Source organism: Candidatus Pantoea deserta (assembly GCF_003813865.1).
Taxonomy (GTDB): Bacteria; Pseudomonadota; Gammaproteobacteria; order Enterobacterales; family Enterobacteriaceae; genus Pantoea; species Pantoea deserta.
The window spans coordinates 123,765-144,645 of record NZ_RMVG01000002.1 but is presented as its reverse complement, the minus strand read 5'-3'; the positions used below and the strand labels follow the sequence as shown (position 1 = coordinate 144,645).

General features: G+C 59.0%; 21 protein-coding genes. 7 read left to right on the top strand and 14 right to left on the bottom strand.

Going from position 1 to position 20,881, the window contains the following annotated elements:
• Position 1 precedes the first annotated feature (1 nt).
• On the bottom strand, positions 2–511 hold the full coding sequence (locus BBB56_RS03255; protein ID WP_123798756.1) for a hypothetical protein: 510 nt from the start codon (positions 509–511) through the stop codon (positions 2–4).
• 88 nt (positions 512–599) lie between these two features.
• On the opposite strand from BBB56_RS03255, the gene proC reads away from it, so the two are divergent.
• A complete protein-coding gene (gene proC / locus BBB56_RS03250; protein ID WP_123798754.1) occupies positions 600–1,412 on the top strand; it encodes a pyrroline-5-carboxylate reductase in 813 nt (270 codons plus the stop codon).
• Between the two features lie 39 nt (positions 1,413–1,451).
• Here the strand turns inward: proC and BBB56_RS03245 are convergent, their stop codons facing one another.
• The 4 genes from BBB56_RS03245 to iraP form a co-directional block, all read right to left on the bottom strand.
• A complete protein-coding gene (locus BBB56_RS03245) occupies positions 1,452–2,978 on the bottom strand; it encodes an FAD-dependent oxidoreductase (RefSeq protein ID WP_123798752.1) in 1,527 nt (508 codons plus the stop codon).
• Between the two features lie 164 nt (positions 2,979–3,142).
• On the bottom strand, positions 3,143–4,054 hold the full coding sequence (gene lpxO, locus BBB56_RS03240; RefSeq protein WP_123798750.1) for a lipid A hydroxylase LpxO: 912 nt from the start codon (positions 4,052–4,054) through the stop codon (positions 3,143–3,145).
• A gap of 200 nt (positions 4,055–4,254) precedes the next feature.
• A complete protein-coding gene (locus BBB56_RS03235; RefSeq protein ID WP_123798748.1) occupies positions 4,255–4,563 on the bottom strand; it encodes a PsiF family protein in 309 nt (102 codons plus the stop codon).
• A gap of 109 nt (positions 4,564–4,672) precedes the next feature.
• A complete protein-coding gene (iraP, locus tag BBB56_RS03230; protein ID WP_123798746.1) occupies positions 4,673–4,927 on the bottom strand; it encodes an anti-adapter protein IraP in 255 nt (84 codons plus the stop codon).
• Between the two features lie 608 nt (positions 4,928–5,535).
• On the opposite strand from iraP, the gene BBB56_RS03225 reads away from it, so the two are divergent.
• On the top strand, positions 5,536–8,646 hold the full coding sequence (locus BBB56_RS03225) for a beta-galactosidase (protein ID WP_123798744.1): 3,111 nt from the start codon (positions 5,536–5,538) through the stop codon (positions 8,644–8,646).
• On the opposite strand, the gene BBB56_RS03220 is transcribed toward BBB56_RS03225, so the two are convergent.
• A complete protein-coding gene (locus tag BBB56_RS03220) occupies positions 8,546–9,817 on the bottom strand; it encodes a multidrug efflux MFS transporter (protein WP_123798742.1) in 1,272 nt (423 codons plus the stop codon). The two genes, BBB56_RS03225 and BBB56_RS03220, sit on opposite strands and share 101 nt — an antisense overlap.
• A 422-nt stretch (positions 9,818–10,239) precedes the next feature.
• Here BBB56_RS03220 and BBB56_RS03215 point away from each other — a divergent pair, with 422 nt between their 5' ends.
• On the top strand, positions 10,240–10,488 hold the full coding sequence (locus BBB56_RS03215) for a biofilm development regulator YmgB/AriR family protein (RefSeq protein WP_123798740.1): 249 nt from the start codon (positions 10,240–10,242) through the stop codon (positions 10,486–10,488).
• Between the two features lie 145 nt (positions 10,489–10,633).
• Here the strand turns inward: BBB56_RS03215 and BBB56_RS03210 are convergent, their stop codons facing one another.
• On the bottom strand, positions 10,634–10,930 hold the full coding sequence (locus tag BBB56_RS03210; protein ID WP_123798738.1) for an I78 family peptidase inhibitor: 297 nt from the start codon (positions 10,928–10,930) through the stop codon (positions 10,634–10,636).
• Between the two features lie 245 nt (positions 10,931–11,175).
• Entirely contained in the window at positions 11,176–13,782 is a 2,607-nt protein-coding gene (locus tag BBB56_RS03205; RefSeq protein ID WP_123798735.1) for a bifunctional diguanylate cyclase/phosphodiesterase, read from the bottom strand.
• 217 nt (positions 13,783–13,999) lie between these two features.
• Between BBB56_RS03205 and BBB56_RS03200 the strand changes: the two genes are divergently transcribed.
• The 3 genes from BBB56_RS03200 to BBB56_RS03195 all read left to right on the top strand — a co-directional run bounded on the left by BBB56_RS03200 (position 14,000) and on the right by BBB56_RS03195 (position 15,281).
• On the top strand, positions 14,000–14,647 hold the full coding sequence (locus BBB56_RS03200; protein WP_123798733.1) for a CPBP family intramembrane glutamic endopeptidase: 648 nt from the start codon (positions 14,000–14,002) through the stop codon (positions 14,645–14,647).
• 117 nt (positions 14,648–14,764) lie between these two features.
• Positions 14,765–14,935 (top strand): hypothetical protein, encoded by a 171-nt coding sequence (locus BBB56_RS23600; RefSeq protein ID WP_199756186.1) that lies wholly within the window; start codon positions 14,765–14,767, stop codon positions 14,933–14,935.
• A 109-nt stretch (positions 14,936–15,044) separates the two neighbouring features.
• Entirely contained in the window at positions 15,045–15,281 is a 237-nt protein-coding gene (locus BBB56_RS03195) for a hypothetical protein (RefSeq protein ID WP_123798732.1), read from the top strand.
• Positions 15,282–15,397: 116 nt separating this feature from the next.
• Here BBB56_RS03195 and yniD read toward each other — a convergent pair whose 3' ends face one another.
• From yniD to BBB56_RS03175, 5 genes are all read right to left on the bottom strand, one after another.
• A complete protein-coding gene (yniD, locus tag BBB56_RS23700) occupies positions 15,398–15,505 on the bottom strand; it encodes a small membrane protein YniD (RefSeq protein WP_233592982.1) in 108 nt (35 codons plus the stop codon).
• Between the two features lie 115 nt (positions 15,506–15,620).
• Positions 15,621–16,049: an OsmC family protein gene (locus BBB56_RS03190; protein WP_123798729.1), complete on the bottom strand. Its 429-nt coding sequence runs from the start codon at positions 16,047–16,049 to the stop codon at positions 15,621–15,623.
• Positions 16,050–16,093: 44 nt separating this feature from the next.
• Positions 16,094–17,281, bottom strand: coding sequence for an FMN-dependent L-lactate dehydrogenase LldD (lldD, locus tag BBB56_RS03185; protein ID WP_123798727.1), 1,188 nt, complete (start codon positions 17,279–17,281; stop codon positions 16,094–16,096).
• An 18-nt stretch (positions 17,282–17,299) separates the two neighbouring features.
• Positions 17,300–18,067, bottom strand: coding sequence for a transcriptional regulator LldR (lldR, locus tag BBB56_RS03180; RefSeq protein WP_123798725.1), 768 nt, complete (start codon positions 18,065–18,067; stop codon positions 17,300–17,302).
• A 242-nt stretch (positions 18,068–18,309) separates the two neighbouring features.
• The gene (locus tag BBB56_RS03175) at positions 18,310–18,522 is read right to left on the bottom strand and encodes a hypothetical protein (RefSeq protein ID WP_123798723.1); all 213 of its coding nucleotides are present in this window, start codon (positions 18,520–18,522) and stop codon (positions 18,310–18,312) included.
• 410 nt (positions 18,523–18,932) lie between these two features.
• On the opposite strand from BBB56_RS03175, the gene dbpA reads away from it, so the two are divergent.
• Positions 18,933–20,315, top strand: a complete 1,383-nt coding sequence (gene dbpA / locus BBB56_RS03170) for an ATP-dependent RNA helicase DbpA (RefSeq protein WP_123798722.1) — start codon at positions 18,933–18,935, stop codon at positions 20,313–20,315.
• Positions 20,316–20,482: 167 nt separating this feature from the next.
• Here dbpA and BBB56_RS03165 read toward each other — a convergent pair whose 3' ends face one another.
• Positions 20,483–20,875 carry a YgiW/YdeI family stress tolerance OB fold protein gene (locus BBB56_RS03165; RefSeq protein ID WP_123798720.1) on the bottom strand — a complete coding sequence of 131 codons (393 nt, stop codon included), beginning with the start codon at positions 20,873–20,875 and terminating at the stop codon, positions 20,483–20,485.
• Positions 20,876–20,881 lie beyond the last annotated feature (6 nt).

Below are 20,881 nucleotides of genomic sequence, written 5' to 3'. Positions count from 1 at the left end.
CCTAAGGGTAAATAAACTGGCTGAACTGCGCGCGCGAGGCATCGTCCAGCGCAACGGTAAAGTGATAACGGCCAAAATCCTGCGGCTGCGTGCCTATCCAGACCGTAGCGTCCTGCTGATCGGCGCGCCGGTGCCAGCGCAGCACCAGGCTGTCCTGGGTGCTCCAGGCGTCGTCCGGCTGCGGCTGAAGCGTCTGAAGCTGAATATCGTCCAGCTGCGGACCGCTCAGCCTGATTTCATAATAATCCCCGCGCAGCTGCCTGAGGCGTAACGTCATGTCCATATTACTTTCCCGTCGGCCAAAGCGTTCATAGTCCACGCTCAGCCGGTTATCGGCGCTGGCGACGCGCTGATTGCTTAGCCATCCTTTTGAAAAAACCCCTGCCGCCCCGGCCAGCACCAGCAGCAGCAGCAGCACGAAACCGCCGCGCTGGATATGCCACTCAAGCCGCTGCCAAGGCATGCTTTCGTTAACCGGGTAGCGCCGACTCTGATTTTCGTCCTCTGCCATACTGGCTTCTCCTTCGCTGACTTGTTATTAATCCTGGCTGAAGTAAGCTAACGCGTTAAGATTTTCGAACTTTCTAAAGGATACGGCGATGCTGGAGAAGAAAATTGGGTTTGTTGGCGGCGGCAATATGGCGAAAGCCATTATCGGCGGGCTGGTAAAAAGCGGCCAGGTTGCGCCGTCAAATATCTGGGTTTTTGATCGTAAAGCGGACACCAACCAGGCGCTGGCGCGCGAGCACGGCATCAATGCCGCCGAGAGCGCCGAGGCGCTGGCGCGCGAGGTCGATATTCTGTTTGGCGCGGTAAAGCCTGGCGTCATTTTGAAAGTCCTGAAAGATCTGGCGAGCCAGCTGAAAAAAGAGGCGCTGGTAGTCTCTATCGCCGCTGGCGTAACGCTCGATTCGCTGGCAACGGTGCTGGGCCACGATCGAAAAATCGTGCGTGTTATGCCGAATACGCCCGCGCTGGTTAACGAGGGGATGACCTCGGTGACCCCGAACGCGCTGGTTGAGCAGCCGGAAGTCGACGAGGTGGTGGCGATCTTTGCAAGCTTCGGCAAAGCGGCGGTGGTCAGCGAATACCTGATCCATTCAGTTGTGGGCGTCAGCGGCTCCGCGCCCGCCTATGTATTTATGTTTATTGAAGCCATGGCGGACGCCGCTGTACTCGGCGGCATGCCGCGCGCCCAGGCCTATGAGTTCGCCGCGCAGGCGGTAAAAGGCGCCGCTCAGATGGTGCTGGAAACCGGCAAACATCCCGCCGAGCTGAAAGATATGGTCTGTTCGCCCGGCGGCACCACTATCGAAGCGGTGAAGGTGCTGGAAGAAAAAGGGTTTCGCGCGGCCGTGATGGAAGCGATGCAGCAGTGCATGGCGAAGTCCGAAGCGCTGAGCAAGAAGTAACGCACGGACGGAGCCGCAGCAGGCTCCGTCCGCCGTTCGTTACGCCTGCTGTCCCCCGATTTTCGCCTGCGCCTGTTCCAGCGTCATGGGCTGCTGCATCTCCAGCACCAGCGATGCCGTCAGCCTATACCTGCCGCAGGAAAACACGGCGGCCAGCTCGCCCTGCCGACCATAGAGCGCAATGAAGTTTTTCTCTTCGAGCGAGCCGATCAGCCGGTACTCATCCCACTCTTCAGCATGGCCGAGATACTCATAGCGCGTGCCGAAATGGGTAGTCCAGAAAAAGGGCACGCGATCGTAGAGTGTCCGCTGGTCCAGCATATTAAAAGCGGCGATGCGTCCCTGCTGGTGCGCGACGCGGTAGTGTTCGATGCGCAACGGCCCTTGCGGCGTGGGATAGCTGGCAATATCGCCCACCACCCAGACATTCTCCGTCACGCGCAGCTGGCTATCGACCAGCAGGCTGCCATCCTCTCTGAGCGGCAGATCGTGAATAAAGTCAGTTGCAGGCTTAATACCGGTCGCCAGCAGCACCACGTCCGCCTTAATACGCTGACCATCCTGCATGCGCAAGGCCGTCACGTGATGCTCTCCTTCCAGCCCGGCGGGATCGCCATCGACAAAGTGCACGCCGTTGCTCTGGTGCAGATCGCGGAAATAGCGTCCGACCTGCTCGCCAAACTGCTGCGCAAACGGCAGCGGATGACGGGCGACGACGGTGACCTCAACCTCGCGATTGCGCAGCGCCGACGCCATCTCCATACCGATGAAACTGTTGCCGATAATCACCAGCTGCTGACTCTGATCCACCTCTTTTAGCAGTTCATCCGCCTGCTGTAGCGAGCGCAGCAGATGCACGCCCGCCAGATCGCTGCCGGGCAATTCAGGACGCTGCGGCGCGCCGCCGGACGCTATCAGCAATTTGTCATAGAACAGCGTGTTGCCATCGGCGAAATGAAGTCGCTGTTCGCGAGTGTCCAGACGCGTCACCTCTCCCTGCATGCGCTCAACGTGCTGCAAAATATCCTCTTTGAGAATGCGCGGCACTTCGCTGATGTCCATTTTGCCGGAGGGAACAAACTTGGTCAGCGCGGTGCGGTCATAAGGCGCTTCCGCCTCCCGCTCCACCAGCACCACTTTTCCTTTAAAACCTTCACGCCGCAGCGTCCAGATAGCGGCGCTGCCTGCCGCGCCGCCGCCGAGCACGACATACACCGGCGCTTCGCCGCCGCTGCCGACAGGCGTCGCAGAGGACATGGCTTTGGGATTGACCAGCACCATGCCGTTCTCGACGCGCAGCGGATACTGTTTCAGATCGGCCAGCGCAAGGGGTTCGCACAGGTGACCGTCTTCCAGTGCAAATACCGCTTTGTGCCACGGACAAACCAGCTTATCGCCGCAGATCGCGCCCTGTTCCAGCGGTGCGCCCGCATGGGGACAGGTAGCCTGATAAGCTCGCACCTTTTCTCCGTCGCGTATCAGCAAGACGTCGGTATCGGCGATTTTTGCTTTGGTGGGCTGGCGTTCAGGCAGATCCTGTAGGGCGATCACGGGCTGATAATTCATGACATGGCTCCTTATTCGTCGTTTTTACGCGCGCCACCTTAGGCGTACGCATACCCCTGCAAAAAGTAAGTGTGGCAAAGGAAACGGCAAATCTGCGCCTGAAAAGACAAAAAGCGGCTAACCCATTGTTAAGCCGCCTGTTTAAAGTTGTAACCGTGTGAGTATCAGAAAAAGAGGCTGGGCAGGATAATCAGGGCGAAGATCGCGACGATCAGGCCATGCTTAACCCAGTAATAGAGTCTCCTGTTGCGTTTTTTTAGATTCTGTCCGGCATTACGCAGCGCATAGACATATTTAAAAATACGGTTGATAAAGCCGGTGCGATCGTTTTCATCATTGGGCGAGGCCGCGGCCGACATTAAAGAGCTACCGACCCAGTGATTGACCGCCTGCGCCCAGCGCCACTTCATCGGGCGTTCAATATCGCAGAACAGAATAATTCGCGTCTGCTCACTCTCGTTCTGCGCCCAGTGCACATAGGTTTCATCAAAAATCACCGCTTCGCCGTCGCGCCAGCTGTGGCGCTGGCGATCGACCTCGATAAAGCAGCGATCGTCATTGGGGGTTTGCAGGCCCAGATGGTAGCGTACCGAGCCGGCGTAGGGATCGCGATGTTTGCCCAGATGGCTGCCTGCGGGCAATTCGGCGAACATCGCCGCTTTAACTGACGGAATACGGCTGACCAGTTCGGTGGTAACCGGACACAGCTCGCGGGCGGAAGGGTGCGCCTCGCTGTACCATTTCAGGTAAAACCGCTTCCAGCCGCGTTTAAAGAAGGTATTAAAGCCCGCATCGTTATTTGTTTGCGCTGCTTTAATATGATCCTGTAAACGCAGCGCCTCTTCACGAATAACCTGCCAGTTATCGGTCAGCTGGCGCAGCTCAGGAAACGACTCCACGGGAAAATAGGGCTGTTTTCCCGGCAAGGTTGAAAAACCGGTCATAAACATATTGATCGGCGCCATAAAGGTTGAGTGGTCAAAAAGCTGGCGCGAAAGTTTTTGTTTTTCTATCCCGCGAGAGTGGGCGTAAAAAACGCTAATAATAAATACGCCGATAATGATCGCCGCTACCATACAACGGGTTCCTTATGTTGCAACAGAGAGAATTGCCGCTGCGCTATGCGCCGCGGGGTTCATTAAGCGGTAATATTTAGATAGCTTTTACGCAATAGTTTGGCAACGCGTGCGGCGGTCGCCAGCGGAATTAAACGGGGAGTAAACGGCCGGGACGGCTGAAGAGAACACGGCCAGCAGCGGGCCGTGTTCAAAGGGGATCAGGCTTTTTTCAGACAGCTACTCATAAAGGTCTTACGCGCGTCGCCGCTGAGCTTTTTGTCGCCCGCTTCGCTATTGCAGGTTTTCATTTTCATCTGCTGCGGGGTCATACCCGATAATTTACTGTCCTTTTTCAGGCAGTCGCTCATAAAAGATTTACGCGCGTCGCCCTTGAGATTTTGCGAGCTGGCGTGCTGGTTACACAGCGCCATTTTTTGCTGCTGTTCGGTTTTTTCAGCGGCCTGCGCCACGCTGACGCCGCTAAATAATAACGCCGCCGTCACGAACAACGTTAAATACGATTTCATCGTTGAAACTCCCTTAATGACTAACCCGTTAAGCCTGGCACGAACTCACTAAAGCGGCAGAAAAATTGCGCGAATTTGCAGCAGCGATCGCACAGCTACCCTGATGCGCTCAGACGCGCGGATGATTAAGCATTTTATCCAGATAATTGCGTAATAGCTGCGCGTCTTCGCTTTGCGTATCCGCGCTGGCATTGTGCATGGCATCGTCGATACCCGCCGCAATAGACTGCTGCTGCTCCGGTTCAAGTTTGCGCAGTATGGCGGTGACAATAATTTCCAGCGCCTCAACCTGGGCGACCAGTTCCTTCGACTCTTCTTCTTTTGCCGCCAGTTTTACCAGCAATTCAGCGATAAGGTTCTTCATGCCCTTGTCCTACCGGAGAAATAAAAGCAGAAGTTATCACCAGCCCAAATAAAAAAACAGCCTTTTCAGGCTGTTGTTTATAACAAGTTTTCTTAAAACAACGCTTAAACGCTTAATTTAAAGCGGGCGAAACGTTTGACTGATATTTAAGCGAGACGTAAATCGTTTCAGCTTTAATTAAACGCCGGGTTATGGCGCATTAACGCGGGCCAGAAAAACCGTGCCCATGACCGCCGCCGCCAGGGCCTCCCCAGCCGCCGCCGCCACCCGGAGGCGGAAAAAGACAACCGCTTAATGCGGTAACCAGCGCCGCAACCGCGGCAAGTTTAGCTATACGTACCATAACGACCTCAGGGTGAAGGAAAAAACGAGCCGAGTGTATGAGCGCCCCAGTCAGGCGACAAGCGAGAATTTTCCGACTCCGGGCGGTATTAACGCCTGCATACCAGACTTAACAATTTACTGGCACGAAAGTGACACAAAACCTGCATCTGGCCGTTTTTTTCTGACGGACAGATTAAAAAAATCGGCATCTCGACCAGCCGCGCCACTTTACAGGGGAAGAAAAAAATCGCATTGTGAGCGCAATACATTTTAAGGACACCGCTATGTCAATTTTATCGGCTTCACTGAGTGAGATCCTTGCCCGCCGCGACTGGGAAAATCCGGTTGTCACCAGTCTTCAGCGTCTGGACGCCCATCCCCCTTTCGCCAGCTGGCGTAGCGAAACAGCGGCGCGCGATGAGCTTCTCTCCCCGGCGCTGCGCAGCCTTAACGGCCTGTGGACCTTCAGTTACTTTCACCAGCCGGAAGCGGTTCCTGCTGACTGGCTGCGTCAGGATTTGCCTGATGCGGGTGCGCTGCCGGTGCCGGCAAACTGGCAGATGCACGGGTACGATGCGCCGATTTATACCAACGTTCAGTATCCCTTCCCGGTTAATCCGCCTTTCGTGCCCCGCGACAATCCGACAGGATGTTACTCGCTCACATTCGATATTGATGAAAGCTGGCTGGCGTCAGGCCAGACCCGCATTATTTTCGACGGCGTCAGCTCGGCCTTCTATCTCTGGTGCAACGAGCAGTGGATAGGCTATTCACAGGACAGTCGCCTGCCCGCCGAATTTGATCTCAGCGCGGCGCTGGTGCGCGGCCCTAACCGCCTGACGGTAATGGTGCTGCGCTGGAGCGACGGCAGCTATCTGGAAGACCAGGATATGTGGCGCATGAGCGGCATCTTCCGCGACGTCTCGCTGCTGCACAAGCCCGACACGCACCTGGCGGACGTGCAGCTGGAAACCCTGCTCAGCCCGGAGTACCGCAGCGCTGAGCTACGGGCGCGCGTGCGCGTCGCGGCGCCCACGACGGGCATGTCGTTGCGTCTGACCCTGTGGCGAGATGGCCTGGCCACAGGCGTGGTTGAACAGCCGCTCGGCAGCGCGACGATCGACGAGCGCGGCCATTACGCGGAGCGCGCCGCGCTGCGCCTGCACATTGATGCGCCTGAACTCTGGAGCGCTGAAGTCCCTGCGCTCTATCGCGCGACCCTGGCGCTGCTTGATGCCGCCGGCGAGGTGGCGGAGGTGGAAGCCTTCGACGTTGGCTTTCGCCGCGTCGCTATTGAAAACGGCCTGCTGTGCCTGAACGGCAAGCCGCTGCTGATCCGCGGCGTAAACCGGCACGAGCACCATCCTGAACAGGGCCAGGTGGTGGACGAAGCCACGATGCGCCGCGACATCGAACTGATGAAACAGCACAACTTTAACGCGGTGCGCTGCTCGCACTATCCTAATCACCCGCTGTGGTATCGCCTGTGCGACCGCTACGGCCTGTATGTGGTGGACGAGGCCAATATCGAAACTCACGGCATGCAGCCGATGAGCCGCCTGGCGGACGACCCGCGCTGGTTTGCCGCCTTTAGCGAGCGGGTGACGCGTATGGTGCAGCGTGACCGCAACCATTGCAGCATTATTATCTGGTCGCTGGGAAATGAGTCGGGGCACGGCAGCACCCACGACGCGCTCTATCGCTGGGTAAAAAGCGCCGATCCGACCCGTCCCGTTCAGTATGAGGGCGGCGGCGCCAACAGCGCGGCGACCGATATTATTTGTCCGATGTACGCGCGCGTTGACGAAGACCAGCCCTTCCCCGCCGTGCCCAAGTGGTCACTGAAAAAGTGGATTGGCCTGCCCGGCGAGACGCGGCCGTTGATTCTGTGCGAATACGCCCATGCTATGGGCAACAGCCTTGGCGGCTTTGCGAAATACTGGCAGGCGTTTCGCCAGTTTCCGCGCTTGCAGGGCGGCTTTGTCTGGGACTGGGTCGACCAGAGCCTGACGCGCTACGACGAGCGCGGCCAGCCCTGGCAGGCCTACGGCGGCGACTTTGGCGACAAACCCAACGACCGCCAGTTCTGTATGAACGGGCTGGTTTTTGCCGATCGGACGCCGCATCCGGCGCTGTTTGAAGCGCAGCGCGCGCAGCAGTTCTTTCAGTTCAGACCCGACGCCGACAACCCCTGGCGTTTTACCGTCAGCAGCGACTACCTGTTCCGCCGCAGCGATAACGAGGTGCTGCGCTGGCACATCGAGCGGCAGGGAGAGCGGGTGGCGCAGGGCGAGGTGGCGCTGGATCTTGCGCCGCAGGGCGAGCAGCAGATTACCCTGACGCCGGTGGACGCGCTGACGGGCGAATGCTGGCTGAACGTCGCCGTCTGCCAGCGCGCCGCCACCGCATGGTCGCCAGCGGACTGGCGCGTCGCCTGGCATCAGTGGCCGCTGCCTGCCGCGCTGGTTCTGCCGCCGCCGCCGGCGTCCGGGGAGCCGCCGACGCTGACCGTCGACGATGACCTGATCGCCGTGACGCATCGCCGTCAGCACTGGCGCTTTCACCCTCGCAGCGGCGAGCTGACGCAGTGGTGTATCGATGAGCATGAGACTCTGCTGTCGCCCTTGCAGGACTGCTTTATTCGCGCGCCGCTGGATAACGATATCGGCACCAGCGAGGCGGAGCGCATCGATCCCAACGCCTGGTCGGAGCGCTGGAAAGCCGCCGGTTATAACGCGATGACCAGTCGCGTCGAGCAGATAGCAACAGAGGCGCTGGCGGATGCGGTGCAGATCAGGGTGCTGCACGGCTGGTATGCCAGCGGCAAACTGGCGTTTCTCAGCCATAAGCGCTACCGCTTCGACGCTCAGGGCGCAATGCGGCTGGATGTCGAGGTCGAACAGGCCGCCGGGCTGCCTGCGCCTGCGCGGATTGGCCTGCGCTGCCAGCTTGCCGATCTGCCGCAGCAGGTAAGCTGGCTGGGACTCGGCCCGCATGAAAACTATCCCGACCGCCAGCTGGCGGCCCAGTTCTCACGCTGGCGGCTGCCGCCGGAGGCGCTCTCTACGCCCTATGTTTTTCCCAGCGAAAACGGCCTGCGCGGCGGCACGCGTCAGCTTGACGGGGGAAGCTGGCAGGTGTGCGGCGACTTTAGCTTTACGCTGGGGCGCTACAGTCTGGAACAGCTGCGCGACACCTCGCACCGCCATCTGCTGCGCGCGGAGCCAGGATGCTGGCTGCATCTGGACGCCGCTCATATGGGCGTCGGCGGCGACGATTCATGGAGTCCGAGCGTCAGCGAGGAGTTTTTGTTGACTCAGCAGCGCTGGCGCTATGCGTTGAGCTTCTCTCCGTCGACGCCAGCAGCGTGCGCGGGCGACGGTAAAAACGCCTGAGCAGCAGCACGTTAAGCAGCACCACCAGCGCCGTCGCGAAGAACACCCAGCGGTAGCCGGTCAGCGCCGAGACGGCTGCGCCAAGCAGCGGGCCGGCGACGTTGCCGAGATACATAAACGACTGGTTATAGCCAAAGATTCGGCCGGTGATGTTATCGCGCGAGTGGCGCACCAGCAGCGTCTGCACCGCGGGCATCATCGCGCCGTCGGCGAAGCCGAGCAGAAAGCGCAGCACGCCAAGCTGCGTCGCGCTGGTGACAAAAGACATCGCGAGCAGTAGCAGCAGCGACGCCACCATGGTGGCCAGCAGAATGCGTTGGGTGCCGATGCGATCGCCCAGCCTGCCGAGACGCGGCGCGGCAATCAGCGCCGAGACGCCCGGCAGCGCGGCGATGACCCCGCTAAGGAAGGCGATATTTTCCGCCGTGGGCGCCAGCTCACGCACAAACAGCGTCAGAATAGGGTTTACCGAGCCGTTGCACATCTGGATCACCATAGTGGTAACGAACAGGCATAGCATCAGCTTTGGATTATCCAGCGAGGCGAAAACCTCGCGTCCGCTCAGCTTCTCTTTTTTGCTGACCGGCGTGTAGCCGGTCTCTTTAATCAGAAACAGCGTGACGAGAAAACTAATCAGCAGCAGCGCAGCGGTGACAATAAACACCATCCGCAACCCCACCCAGTCGGCCAGCAGGCCGCCCAGCATCGGTCCCAGGATAACGCCGCCAATCTGGCCGGTGGAGACGCAGCTCAGCGCCCAGCCGCTGCGGTCACGCGGCACCTGCGCCGCCACCAGCGCCATGGCGTTGGGAATGTAGCCAGAGGTCAGACCCATCAGCGCACGCAGCAGCAACAGCTGCCATGCCTGAGTGACAAACGCCTGCAACAGGATCACCACGCCCATACCGAACGCGGCGCGCAGCAGCATAAGTTTGCGTCCTTTCCGGTCGGCCAGGCTTCCCCACAGCGGCGCGACGGCAGCCGAAACAACAAAAGTAATACTGAAGGTCAACCCAGACCAGATACTGAGCGCGTCACCGCCGGCAATGCCCAGCTGCTCGATATAAAGCGGGAGAAAAGGAATGATTTGACTGATAGCCAGGCCGGTAAAAAAGCAGCCGAACCAGACCGAGATAAGATTAATTTTCCAGGATTCTATTGAGCGTGGCATGAGCAGGCAGCGATAGCAAAAGGAGGTAATAGTTTACCAATGCATCTTTTACGCCGAGCGGCAAATCATGGCACAAAATGGAAAAAACCGTTTTACGCTGCGCATCGGCGCTTTTGCTGCGGCAAATTCCCGGTTTGCCCTTTTTTACAGTGAATTTGGGCGCGTTCTACGCGCCCGGCGTCAGCGGTTGAGCCTGCGTTAAGAAAAGATAAAAAAATATGTCAGTCTGTTACTGACAACTTCTGACGTCAGATCTATGTTTAAAAAAACGCCAGCTTTCGCTGACGTCGGTGTGCCGTCCTGGCCACGCTAACGCCTCCGCCAGATCCCGTCGCGGCGAGGTCCATTGATCAAACCCTGCTGGCCGTCACGCTGCGTTTGCACGCCGTGACAGGCACGCCATCGCCTTAGCTGAGGTAGGTATGAGAGTTCAAAACAGTGCCAGCCGTGCGATTGTGGACTACTTCAACAGCCCCGCATGGAACGCCCCGCAGGAGTCGGATCTGCTGGCGGTGATTTTGCGTGAACTGATGGAGGCAGGCCAGCCTGCGACCAATAAGGCGGTTATTGCGCGCGTGATACAGCGTCTGGAGGCCGAAGGGGATGCTCGCCGTTTGCAAAACTATCGCCAGCTGCTGGCGCGGCTGATGGAAACGGGTCCGCAAGAGTAAAGGCAAAAAAAATTCCCGCCGCAGCGGGAATAAACAAGACGAGCAGTGCATATCGAGAGTGACGAGAAATCTCTGTTGTTCGCGGACTATCCTCGCCGGGATCGATGACAGCCGGATGACACTGCTGCGCCTTTTTTATGACGCGTCAGCCACAGTACACTTTGCTGATGGTGTCGTTTTTATCCGCAAGGAAATTAAGCCGATGCAGATTAAAGTCCATCGTGACCGCGCTGTTCCAGGAAATGGCGCGCACCGGGGTGTCAAAACGCAGGCTGTTGACAGCGCTGAGCGGCTTGCCAACGTAGTTCTGATACTGCGCGGCGCCGCAGGTGTCGTTTTCAACGTCCGACCCCGCCGCGGCGGTTTCCGTTTTGCTGGCTGACTGACAGGCGGCCAGGGCGAGAACGGCCAGAGCCAGCAGCGCTTTTCCGTAATATTTCACGTTTTCTCCTCATGAACATGGTGAACCTGCGCCCAAGAGTAGCAAAGCATGGCGGCGGGCTTAACCCGCTTGTGGGAAAAGAGGCGCTAACCCGCCCCGTTTTTTCAGATAATTCGCACTTACTGACCAATTTTTCCGCCTCGATTCACTACAATTATTAGGACTTATCTGAGGAGAAAAATGATGGAACTGGCAATTTTTGTGGGCTTTGCCGTTCTGATGACCGTGGTTGCGGTTAAAGTTCGTTAAGCCCGAATCCGTGATGTATGAGATGTCGCATCCAGAAGCGCAGTAAAGGCCGCCAGCGGCACCGGGCGTCCTAAAAAATAGCCCTGCCCTTCTTCGCAGGAGAGCCGTTTTAGCTGCTCGAGCTGCGCTTCTGTCTCAATTCCTTCCGCCGTAATCGTCAGGGCGAAAGCGTGCGCCAGCGCGATAATACCCGCCACCACCGACTCCGCCTGCGGCGACTCTGGAAAATCCTTCATCCATGACCGATCGATCTTCAGCCCGTTAAACGGGAATGACTTCAGATAGCCGAGCGCCGCATAGCCGGTGCCAAAATCATCCACCGTCAGCCGCACGCCCAGCGCGCGCAGCCCCTGCATCATCTCCAGCGCCTGCTGAGGGTGTTCAAAGGTCACGTTTTCGGTAATTTCCAGCTCCAGCCGCGTCGCCGGTAGCCCGCTGTTCGCCAGCGCGCGCGCGACGCGCTGAACCAGATCGGTGGTACGAAACTCAACCGGCGAGATATTCACCGACACATAGCGATCGGCTCCCCAGGCGCTGGCGTCACGGCAAGCGCGCGCCAGCACCCAGTCGCTGATGGCGACAATCAGGCCATTTTCTTCCGCCAGCGGAATAAAACGATCCGGGGTAATCGGCTGTCCGGTAGCAGGCTGCCAGCGGATCAGCGCCTCCGCCCCCGCCAGCCTGCCGCTTTGCAGCTGATAGCGCGGCTGATAGTGCAGGCAAAATTCGTCGTTGTGCAGCGCCTGTTCAATTCGCCAGGCCATTTCGCGTTTTTGCTCATGCTGGCTGGCCATATTATCGGCATACCGGACCCAGCGGTTGCGGCCTGCCGCACGCGCTTCGTTTAGCGCCATATCGGACAAACGCAGCAGCGCTTCGGGATGGCTGGCGTCCTGCGGCGCGCAGGCGATGCCGATGCTGGCGGTGAGATAGTGCACATGCTGACCGGCGCCGACGGGCAGCTGCACCTCTTGCAGCAGCCGGGTACAGCGCTGCGCTACCGCTTCAGGCCCATCTTCTTGCAGCACCAGGACAAACTCATCGCCGCCCAGCCGCGCGGCCAGCTCATGCGCCGCAACGCTACGCTGCAACCGCTGCGCGATCTGACAGAGCACCTGATCGCCGACTCTGTGTCCCCAGGTATCGTTTAGCTGTCGAAACTGGTCGAGATCGAGACTCAGGATCGCCAGCGGCGACGCGCTGTGGGGCGACTCCAGATGGCGCGTCAGAAAGGCCTGTAGCTGAAGGCGGTTCGACAGCCCGGTCAGCGCGTCATGATGGGATAAGAAGTGAATGCGCGCTTCCGCCTCCATCCCCTGGGTAATATCAGAAACCGTGCCGCGGAAACCCACGCAGCGCTCCTGATGCCAGATGGTTTTCGCCACCAGATGGCCGATACGGCGCTCGCCCTGAGCGCTCATAAACTGGCAGCGCAGCGGCGCGGAAGAGCTGTTCTCTTCCTGACGCATCAGCCAGGCCACCAGCGAGTGGCTGGGATGGGTTAACAGACGATCGATATGCTTCCCGGTCCAGTCGGCAACGGTATGTCCGGTCACGCACTGAAAGCGGGAAGAGAGATAGATCAGACGCCCCTGCTCATCGGTTTCCCAAATCCAGTCGGAAGCGGCCTCGGCCAGATCGCGAAAGCGCGCCTCGCTGTTCGCCAGCTCCTGCTGACTGATAACCAGCATCGCGAAGCGGCGGTCGGAGAGCACGGCATTGCGGATCGCCTGACGGCTGACGCGGTGGGCGATCCAGCCCGTCACCAGCGCCATTGCCGCCAGCACCGGCAGCAGCAGCGCAAGCAGGCGCGCGCCGGGCATCTTTGACTGCCAGCGCAGCACAACGGGCTGATCGTCCTGCGTCGCCTGTAGCAGGCGCGGCTCCAGGGCGGCGTCGCTGCTGCTGGCCGCCGCGCGCAGCGCGCGCACGTCCAGCATCCTGCCCAGCGCCTGGAGTTTTTCCGGCGTAAACAGGTTAACAAAAATCATAATCGACGGCGGTCCCGGCACGATCGGCAGGTTGGGAGCTTTTCCCATTGAGACTGGCGCCGCCACCACAATCGCGGGCTGCCGTTCAATCACCATATCGCGCACCAGCGCCGCATGGTTCAGGCGTCGCGCGTCGCGCATCAGCCGGGCCGCGCGCTGGGGACCCAGCCAGGACTCCAGCGATAGCTTGCTGAGCCTGCCGTCGATCAGCGCGTAGCGCGTGCGGCCCTGACCATCCACCACAAAGACGCCATCGTAGTGGTACTCCTTATAGAGTTCCGGCCCCAGGTTCTCCTGATCCCAGGCCCAGCTCTTATTCAGCGTGACGTGCAGATTGCGCCACGCCTCTCCCCAGAACGCATAGTCACGCACATCCGTCAGCATGCTTTCCTGACGCGCCAGCCACGTCTGGCGTAACAGCTGACGATCGTGTTCCGTCGCCTCGCGATTTTGCCGCTGCGCGATAACAATGGTCATCAGCACAGAGAGCAGCAGCACGCCAGTGAGCAGCAGCGACAAAACGCGCAGGCTGCGGCGCGTAATGCGCAGGGTGCGATCTTCTGCCGCCAGCGCAACCAGGCGCGACGGCGATTCTGGTGGAACAAAAGTCATCAGAAGCGCTCACAACTAAGCGATAAAATTCGTCCGGCTAACGCGTCGCCTTCTACCGGCAGAGCGCTTCCGAACAGGTTTAAGCCGTTATCGGCGCGCCGCTGCGCGGTTTTAGCCTGAGGGCGGAATTTCCTGCGCTAAGTTTGTACGCGCGCCTCCCTCGACAGGGATCGGGCGCGTTGCTACTATGCGCTTTCCTTCGCTGGCTGGGTCGCCTATGAACACCAATCCCGACAGAGTGACGTTGACGCTGTTCTACGTCGGCAGCTTTGTGATCTATTACCTCGTGACGATGCTGATAACGCTGTTTCCTAATTACGGCGTGCTGCGTAACGACGGACTTCTGGTGCCGGTGCTCTGCCTGTTTGAATTTGCTGTGATCTATCCGCTTTATCGCTTCTACTGCCAGCGCCGCAACGATCTGCCGCTGGGCGAGCTGCGCATTCGTCAGACGCTGCTGTTTATTTTCGCGCTTTTTGCGCTGATGGCCGCGCAGACCCAGTTTTTACAGCCCGAAGGCTGGCTGGTGGAGCAGGCGCAGCAGGGGCGCAACTCGATGCTTATTCTGCTGCTGACCGCCGTCTTGCTGGCGCCGGTGTTTGAAGAGGTGCTGTTTCGCGGCTTTTTGCTTCAGGCTTTTTTGCTGTGGGCGCCGCGCAGCCGCTTTGCCTGTATGCTGCTGACCTCGCTGCTGTTCGCCGCCATGCACACTCAGTATGTGCACTGGGAGACGCTGGTGGCGCTGACGCTTTTCTCGCTGCTGCTCTGCTATGCCCGCCTGCGCAGCAACAGCCTGGCCCTGCCTGTTTTTCTGCATACGCTTAATAATCTTATCGCCCTGCTGCCCGCCTGGTTTTTCTCCTGATCGCCTTACCGCTCAGGTTGATAACGTCGAGCCGACACCTTTGTCTATACTGGATCGTAAAAAAGGATCATATGCATCACAGTCCGTACCAACGAGACCGTGTAAAGGAGTCGAGCCATGTTGATTGGATTTGTGTTGTTAGTGAGCGCCTGCGGCCATGACGCCTGTGATGCCCTGCCGGTATCGGAGCGTATTTATCCGACTAAAGCGGCCTGTGAAACTATGGCCGATCGCATCCATAAAGTACGGCCTAACGTGGTCCTGCTGTGCGGCGAAGTGCATCGCTAATCAGGACCTGAGATCAATATGAGCAAAAAAGAGACAGTTTTAACGTTGCGGTCAGCGGCATCAGCGTTCAAAATATAAGCTGTTTTAAACCATTATCGTTGTGATTCCCATGAAAACACCACGCCCCCGCCGTCCCACTGGACGCTGGGTTTATTACATTTTGTATGACGGCATTCTCTGGCCCTGCCCGGTTCGCTGGGAGTGGGAGAGCGGCTACGGCGGCTGGCTGCCGTTTTATTATTCGCCGACCTTTGAGTTTGTCGCAGGCGATCCGGGCAAAGCGTACCGTATCGCGCGCAGCGATATTCGCGCCAGACAGCGCGAGCAGGATCGTGAATACGTGTGAGGGGGTTCAGTGAGAAACCCAGGGTAACCAGGAGGCGGTCAGCAGAAAGTGAATCAGCTCCAGCGCCAGTATCACCATCGCTAACACACCGAGTTTGTGGCGGCAGACCCACTCCTTTATGCCCATATCATCGCCGCCCATCGAATCAGCATTAACGCACCGCAAATACAGAGCAATACCAGCACCATCTTCCAGTGTTTCTTTGCCGCCAGATATTTCGCCACGCTTACTCTCCTTCCGCAGAAAGAAAAGATGCGCCCCAGGGCGCATCCATTGCGGTTCATCAGAACCAGTGTAAGCCAGCATAGTGCGATCGCCGATTCAGGGCGACCGGCTGGATCAATTATTCAGGGTATAGTCGAGGGTGATCTCGGCATTCAGCACCTGAGACACCGGGCAGCCCGCTTTCGCCTTCTGAATAATCTCATCAAACGCGGCGTCTTCAATGCCCGGCAGGCTGATGGTGCTGGTCAACGCCACTTTAGTAATGGCGAAGCCGTCGCCCTTTTTGTCCAGCGACACGTCGGCGGTGGTGTCGATGCTTTCCGCTTTGTGGCCCGCGTTGCCCAGCATCAGCGACAGCGCCATAGAGAAACAGGCCGCGTGCGCCGCGCCAATCAGCTCTTCCGGATTGGTGCCCTTCGCGCCTTCAAAGCGGGTGTTGAAGCCGTACGGCGTCTGGCTCAGCACGCCGCTTTCGGTGCTGACGGTGCCTTTTCCTTTAATATCGCCTTCCCAGTGCGCCGAACCTTGCTTGTGAATAGTCATATCCTTCCTCCTGTTGGTTAACAGTGAATAAGTATAGACAAGGCTCAGCTGACGGCGCGGGGACGCGGCGCTTCTGCTGCGATATTGAGCAGCGCGCTGGCTTCCACCAGCGAGTCGCGCGTAATGTCACTGACACTGTTGGCTCCGGTCAGGGTCATGGCCACGCGCATCTCTTTTTCAATCAGCGTCAGTAAATTCTCCACGCCGCGCTGGCCGTGGGTCGCCAGCGCGTAAAGCCAGGCGCGCCCCAGCAGCACGCTGTCAGCCCCCAGCGCAATCATGCGCACCACGTCCAGCCCGTTGCGAATGCCGCTGTCGGCCAGCAGCGTAATATCGCCTTTCACCGCATCGGCAATGGCAGGCAGCGCGCGCGCCGTCGACAGCACCCCGTCGAGCTGGCGGCCGCCGTGGTTCGAGACCACAATGCCGTCCGCGCCAAAACGCACCGCATCGCGGGCATCTTCAGGATCGAGGATCCCCTTGATCACCATCGGACCGTCCCAGAATTCGCGGATCCACTCCAGATCGCGCCAGGAGATCGAGGGATCGAAATTCTTCGCCAGCCAGCCGATGTAATCCTCCAGTCCGGTCGGCTGACCGAGATAGGTGGAGATATTGCCCAGATCGTGCGGGCGGCCATGCAGGCCTACATCCCAGGCCCACTGCGGATGGGTCGCCGCCTGCCAGTAGCGGCGCAGCGCGGCGTGCTGCCCGCTCATGCCGGAGTGAGCGTCGCGATAGCGCGCGCCGGGCGTGGGCATATCGACGGTGAAAACCAGGGTCGAGCAGCCTGCCGCTTTGGCGCGCTCCAGCGCGTTGCGCATAAAGCCGCGGTCGCGCAGCACATAGAGCTGGAACCACATCGGGCGGTTGATCGCGGGCGCCACCTCTTCAATCGGACAGACGGAAACCGTCGACAGCGTAAAAGGGATGCCCTTCAGCGCCGCCGCTCGCGCCGCCTGCACTTCACCCCGTCGCGCATACATGCCGCACAGCCCCACGGGCGCCAGCGCAACGGGCATCGCCAGGGTTTCGTTGAACAGGCGCGTTTCCAGGCTGAGCTGGGACATATTTTTCAGCACGCGCTGGCGCAGCGCCACGTCGGCGAGATCCTCAACGTTGCGCTGTAGCGTACGCTCGCTGTAGGCGCCGCCATCGATATAGTGGAACAGAAAGGGCGGCAGAATCCGCTGCGCGGCGGCGCGGTAGTCACTGGCGGCAGAGATGATCATAAGGCGTTTTCCTTGCGTTTAAACAGGATGATCGCCCGGCAGACGCGCGCTGCGCGCCTGCCGGGCTTCGTCTTCATGCAGGCTTTTCAGGGTAGCGTGAACAAAACTCAGGTGCTCCATCGCCGCGCGGCGCGCTTCATCGGCATCCCCGGCGAGGATCGCCTCAAGCAGATGCTGATGCTGCCCGGTGAGGCGGGCGAAGATCAGCGGCTGGCTGTACATACGCTGACGGCTCTGTAACACAGAGGATTGCAGCAGTTCAAAAAAACCGCGCATCGTCTGTAGCAGCACCACATTGTGCGATGCCTCGGCGATAGCGAGATGGAAGCGCACATCGGCCTGCGCGGCCAGGTCGGGATCGTCGCGCTCTGTGAGTTTCAGCGTGGCGTCGAAAGCCAGCCTGAGCCGCTCTTTATCCGCGTCGGTCGCGCGCTGAGCGGCGTACCAGGCGGTGCTCGCCTCTATGGCGTGGCGCGCCTCAAGAATGTCGTAACGGTAGTCCGGGTCATCCTGTAGCAGTTCGCGCACAGGGGCGACGATGCGCTGTTCTGACCAGGGCGCAAGCGGCTGACGCAGCCAGGTGCCGCCGCCGCGGCGGCTTATCAGCATGCCGCTGCTGACCAGCTGCTGTAACGCTTCGCGCAGCGACGAGCGCGAGACGCCAAGCTCCGCGGCAAGCTGACGTTCAGCCGGCAGTTTCATCCCCGGCTCTAGCCTGTGCTGCTGAATGTAGCGTCGGAGCCGCACGACGAGGTGCTCTGCAAGGTCAGGTGTTGAGTCGATCATGGTCATGTCCGCAAAACGCGTGCCTTTTGGTCTGACCAAAAAGGCTCACAACAGGGTAGATGAGGCTGATAGTTAATGTTCTGTTAATTTCAGGCAACCGTTTTGCCCTGGGGATTGTTGCTTTTGTGACGAAAATCCAGCAGAAAACGAGATTGGTAGGACCAATCTGGGAAGAGACGAACGTCGGGGAAGCGGAAATAAAAAAGCCTCCCGGTGGAGGCTTGGCACACCAGGCTATAGCGTTATGCGCTTTTCGCCCATTTTTCTGTGGTCATCATTTCCATCGCCAGCGCAAACAGCGGCTGCTGTTGCTGTTCTGCATTTTCGGCATAACAGCCGATCATTGAGACAACCTTGTCAGCCGACAGGCTTTCACCGTGGACATGCAGCGTAAGCACTGCACGACCCACAATTTTCAGCACGTCGTCATGTGATCCCTGGGCAATATTACTCAATGGAAAACCCTCAAACTGTCGTTGTAATAGAAGTATGGCGCGCTAAATATAAAGCAATTACCGTAATTATTTTATCGGCCAGACCGTGGAGTTTTTTTAATGGTTAATTCTTTTTCTGGAGCAAAAAAACAGGATTTATCTGATGCAAAAAGGAATTAATTTTTACATTCCACCTCTTATAAAGTTAACACTGGACTTACAGATATAGCAAAAAGTGCACAAAAAGTTCATTTACCCCGAAAAACATTAGAAAATAACACGCATTCTCATCTATCTTCGGGTTATTCCTAAGGGACCTGACGCGAATGCTTTCGCGCAGATAACCTTTGCAAGCAGGTTGCCGCGCGCCGCGCATTCTGCCAGACTTGCCGCGCTCTTTTTCGACCACCTTTTAGCCGCCGAGGCCGCCTGTGACCGCATTCACCACCCTTACCACTCTTCCTGCCAGCCAGATCGCTAATCTGCGCGAAATGGGTTACACCGAGATGACGCCCATTCAGGCTGCTACGCTGCCTGCGATCCTGGCGCGACGCGACGTGCGCGCGCAGGCCAAAACCGGCAGCGGCAAGACGGCGGCATTCGGCATTGGACTGCTACAGCATATTGATAGCGCGCGCTTCGCCACCCAGGCGCTGGTGCTCTGCCCGACGCGAGAGCTGGCGGATCAGGTCAGCAATGTGCTGCGTCAGCTGGCGCGCTTTACCCGCAATATTAAGATCCTGACCCTGTGCGGCGGCCAGCCCATCAGCGCGCAGCGCGACTCGCTGGTTCACGCGCCGCATATTGTCGTCGGCACGCCGGGCCGCATTCTGGATCACCTGCAACGGGAAACGCTTAAGCTCGACCAGCTGACAACGCTGGTGCTGGACGAAGCGGACCGTATGCTGGAGATGGGCTTCCGCGACGATATGGAGGCGGTGGCCGCGCTGACGCCCGCCAGCCGCCAGACCCTGCTCTTCTCCGCCACCTGGCCGGAGAGCATCGCCGCGCTCAGCGCCCGCTTTCAGCGCGATGCCCTGCACGTCGCCACCGAAGAGGTCAGCGAACTGCCCGCTATTGAGCAACAATTTATCGAAGCCTCCCAGAATGAAAAGCTGTCTCTGCTTCAGGGGCTGCTGGCGCAGCGTCAGCCGTCATCCTGCGTGGTGTTCTGTAATACCAAACGCGAGTGTGACGACATCGCCGCCGCGCTTAACCAGCAGGAGATGAGCGCGCTGGCGCTGCATGGCGATCTGGAGCAGCGCGAGCGTGAACGCGTGCTGATCCGCTTCGCTAACGGCAGCACGCGCGTGCTGGTGGCGACCGACGTCGCGGCGCGCGGGCTGGATATTAAGGCGCTGCCGATGGTCGTCAACTATCAGCTGGCGTGGGATCCCGAAGTGCATGTGCACCGTATCGGCCGCACCGGCCGCGCAGGCGAACAGGGCTGCGCGGTAAGTCTCGTTGCGGCGGACGAAATGGCGCGCGCCCATGCGCTGGAAGATTTTCTGCAACGGCCGCTTAACTGGCTGGCGGCCAGCGCTCTGAAAAAAAGCGCGCGTCAGCCGCTACCGGCAGCCATGATGACCCTGTGCATCGACGGCGGACGCAAAGCGAAAATTCGTCCGGGCGATATTCTCGGCGCCCTGACGGGGGACGCCGGCTTCCGCGCCGACCAGATCGGCAAAATCGATATGACGCCGACGCACGCTTACGTTGCCGTTACGGCCAGCGAAGCCAAAGCGGCGCTGGTGAAATTAAAACAGGGGAAAATGAAGGGCAAAAGCGTACGGGCGATTCTGCTAAAGGATTAACAGCCGCCCGTCTTAATGGCAGGATCTGAAGCAGCACGCGCTGCGGGCAACCCTGCCGCAAGCTTTGCTGCAACGCAGCGCGTTTACGGGCGCGCCACGTTGCCGAAGGCAGAGCCGCCCTGAAAGGCCTGGCGTGGAGACGCCCCGCCACGCCAGCTTACGGGCGTTTACGGCTCGTCAATCTGGGTGACGTGCAGAACCGTTTTTTCTCCCTTGCCGTGTACGCGGCCGCTGACGCGCACCTGGTCATCGGCTTTGTAGGTTTTTCCGTCAAAGGTTTTTTCCGGCGCGATAATAGTGAGTGTTCCCGTGCTGTCGCGGAACTGGTAATTGTCGCCCTGGAGCTTTTTCACAATATAGCCTTCCAGCGTGACGTAGCCGTCCTGACGAAAATCGCGGATCTGGTTGATATGGGTCTGACCGGTGTCCTCTGAACCCTTATAACCGGCGTCCTGCTCTTTCTGCGGCGGCGGCGTCGCGCCTGCCTCAAAACCGCCCTTCTCGGCCAGCGCCGGTAAACTTAATAAGGCCAACAGCGTAAAGGTCATGACTTTTTTCATGGTGCG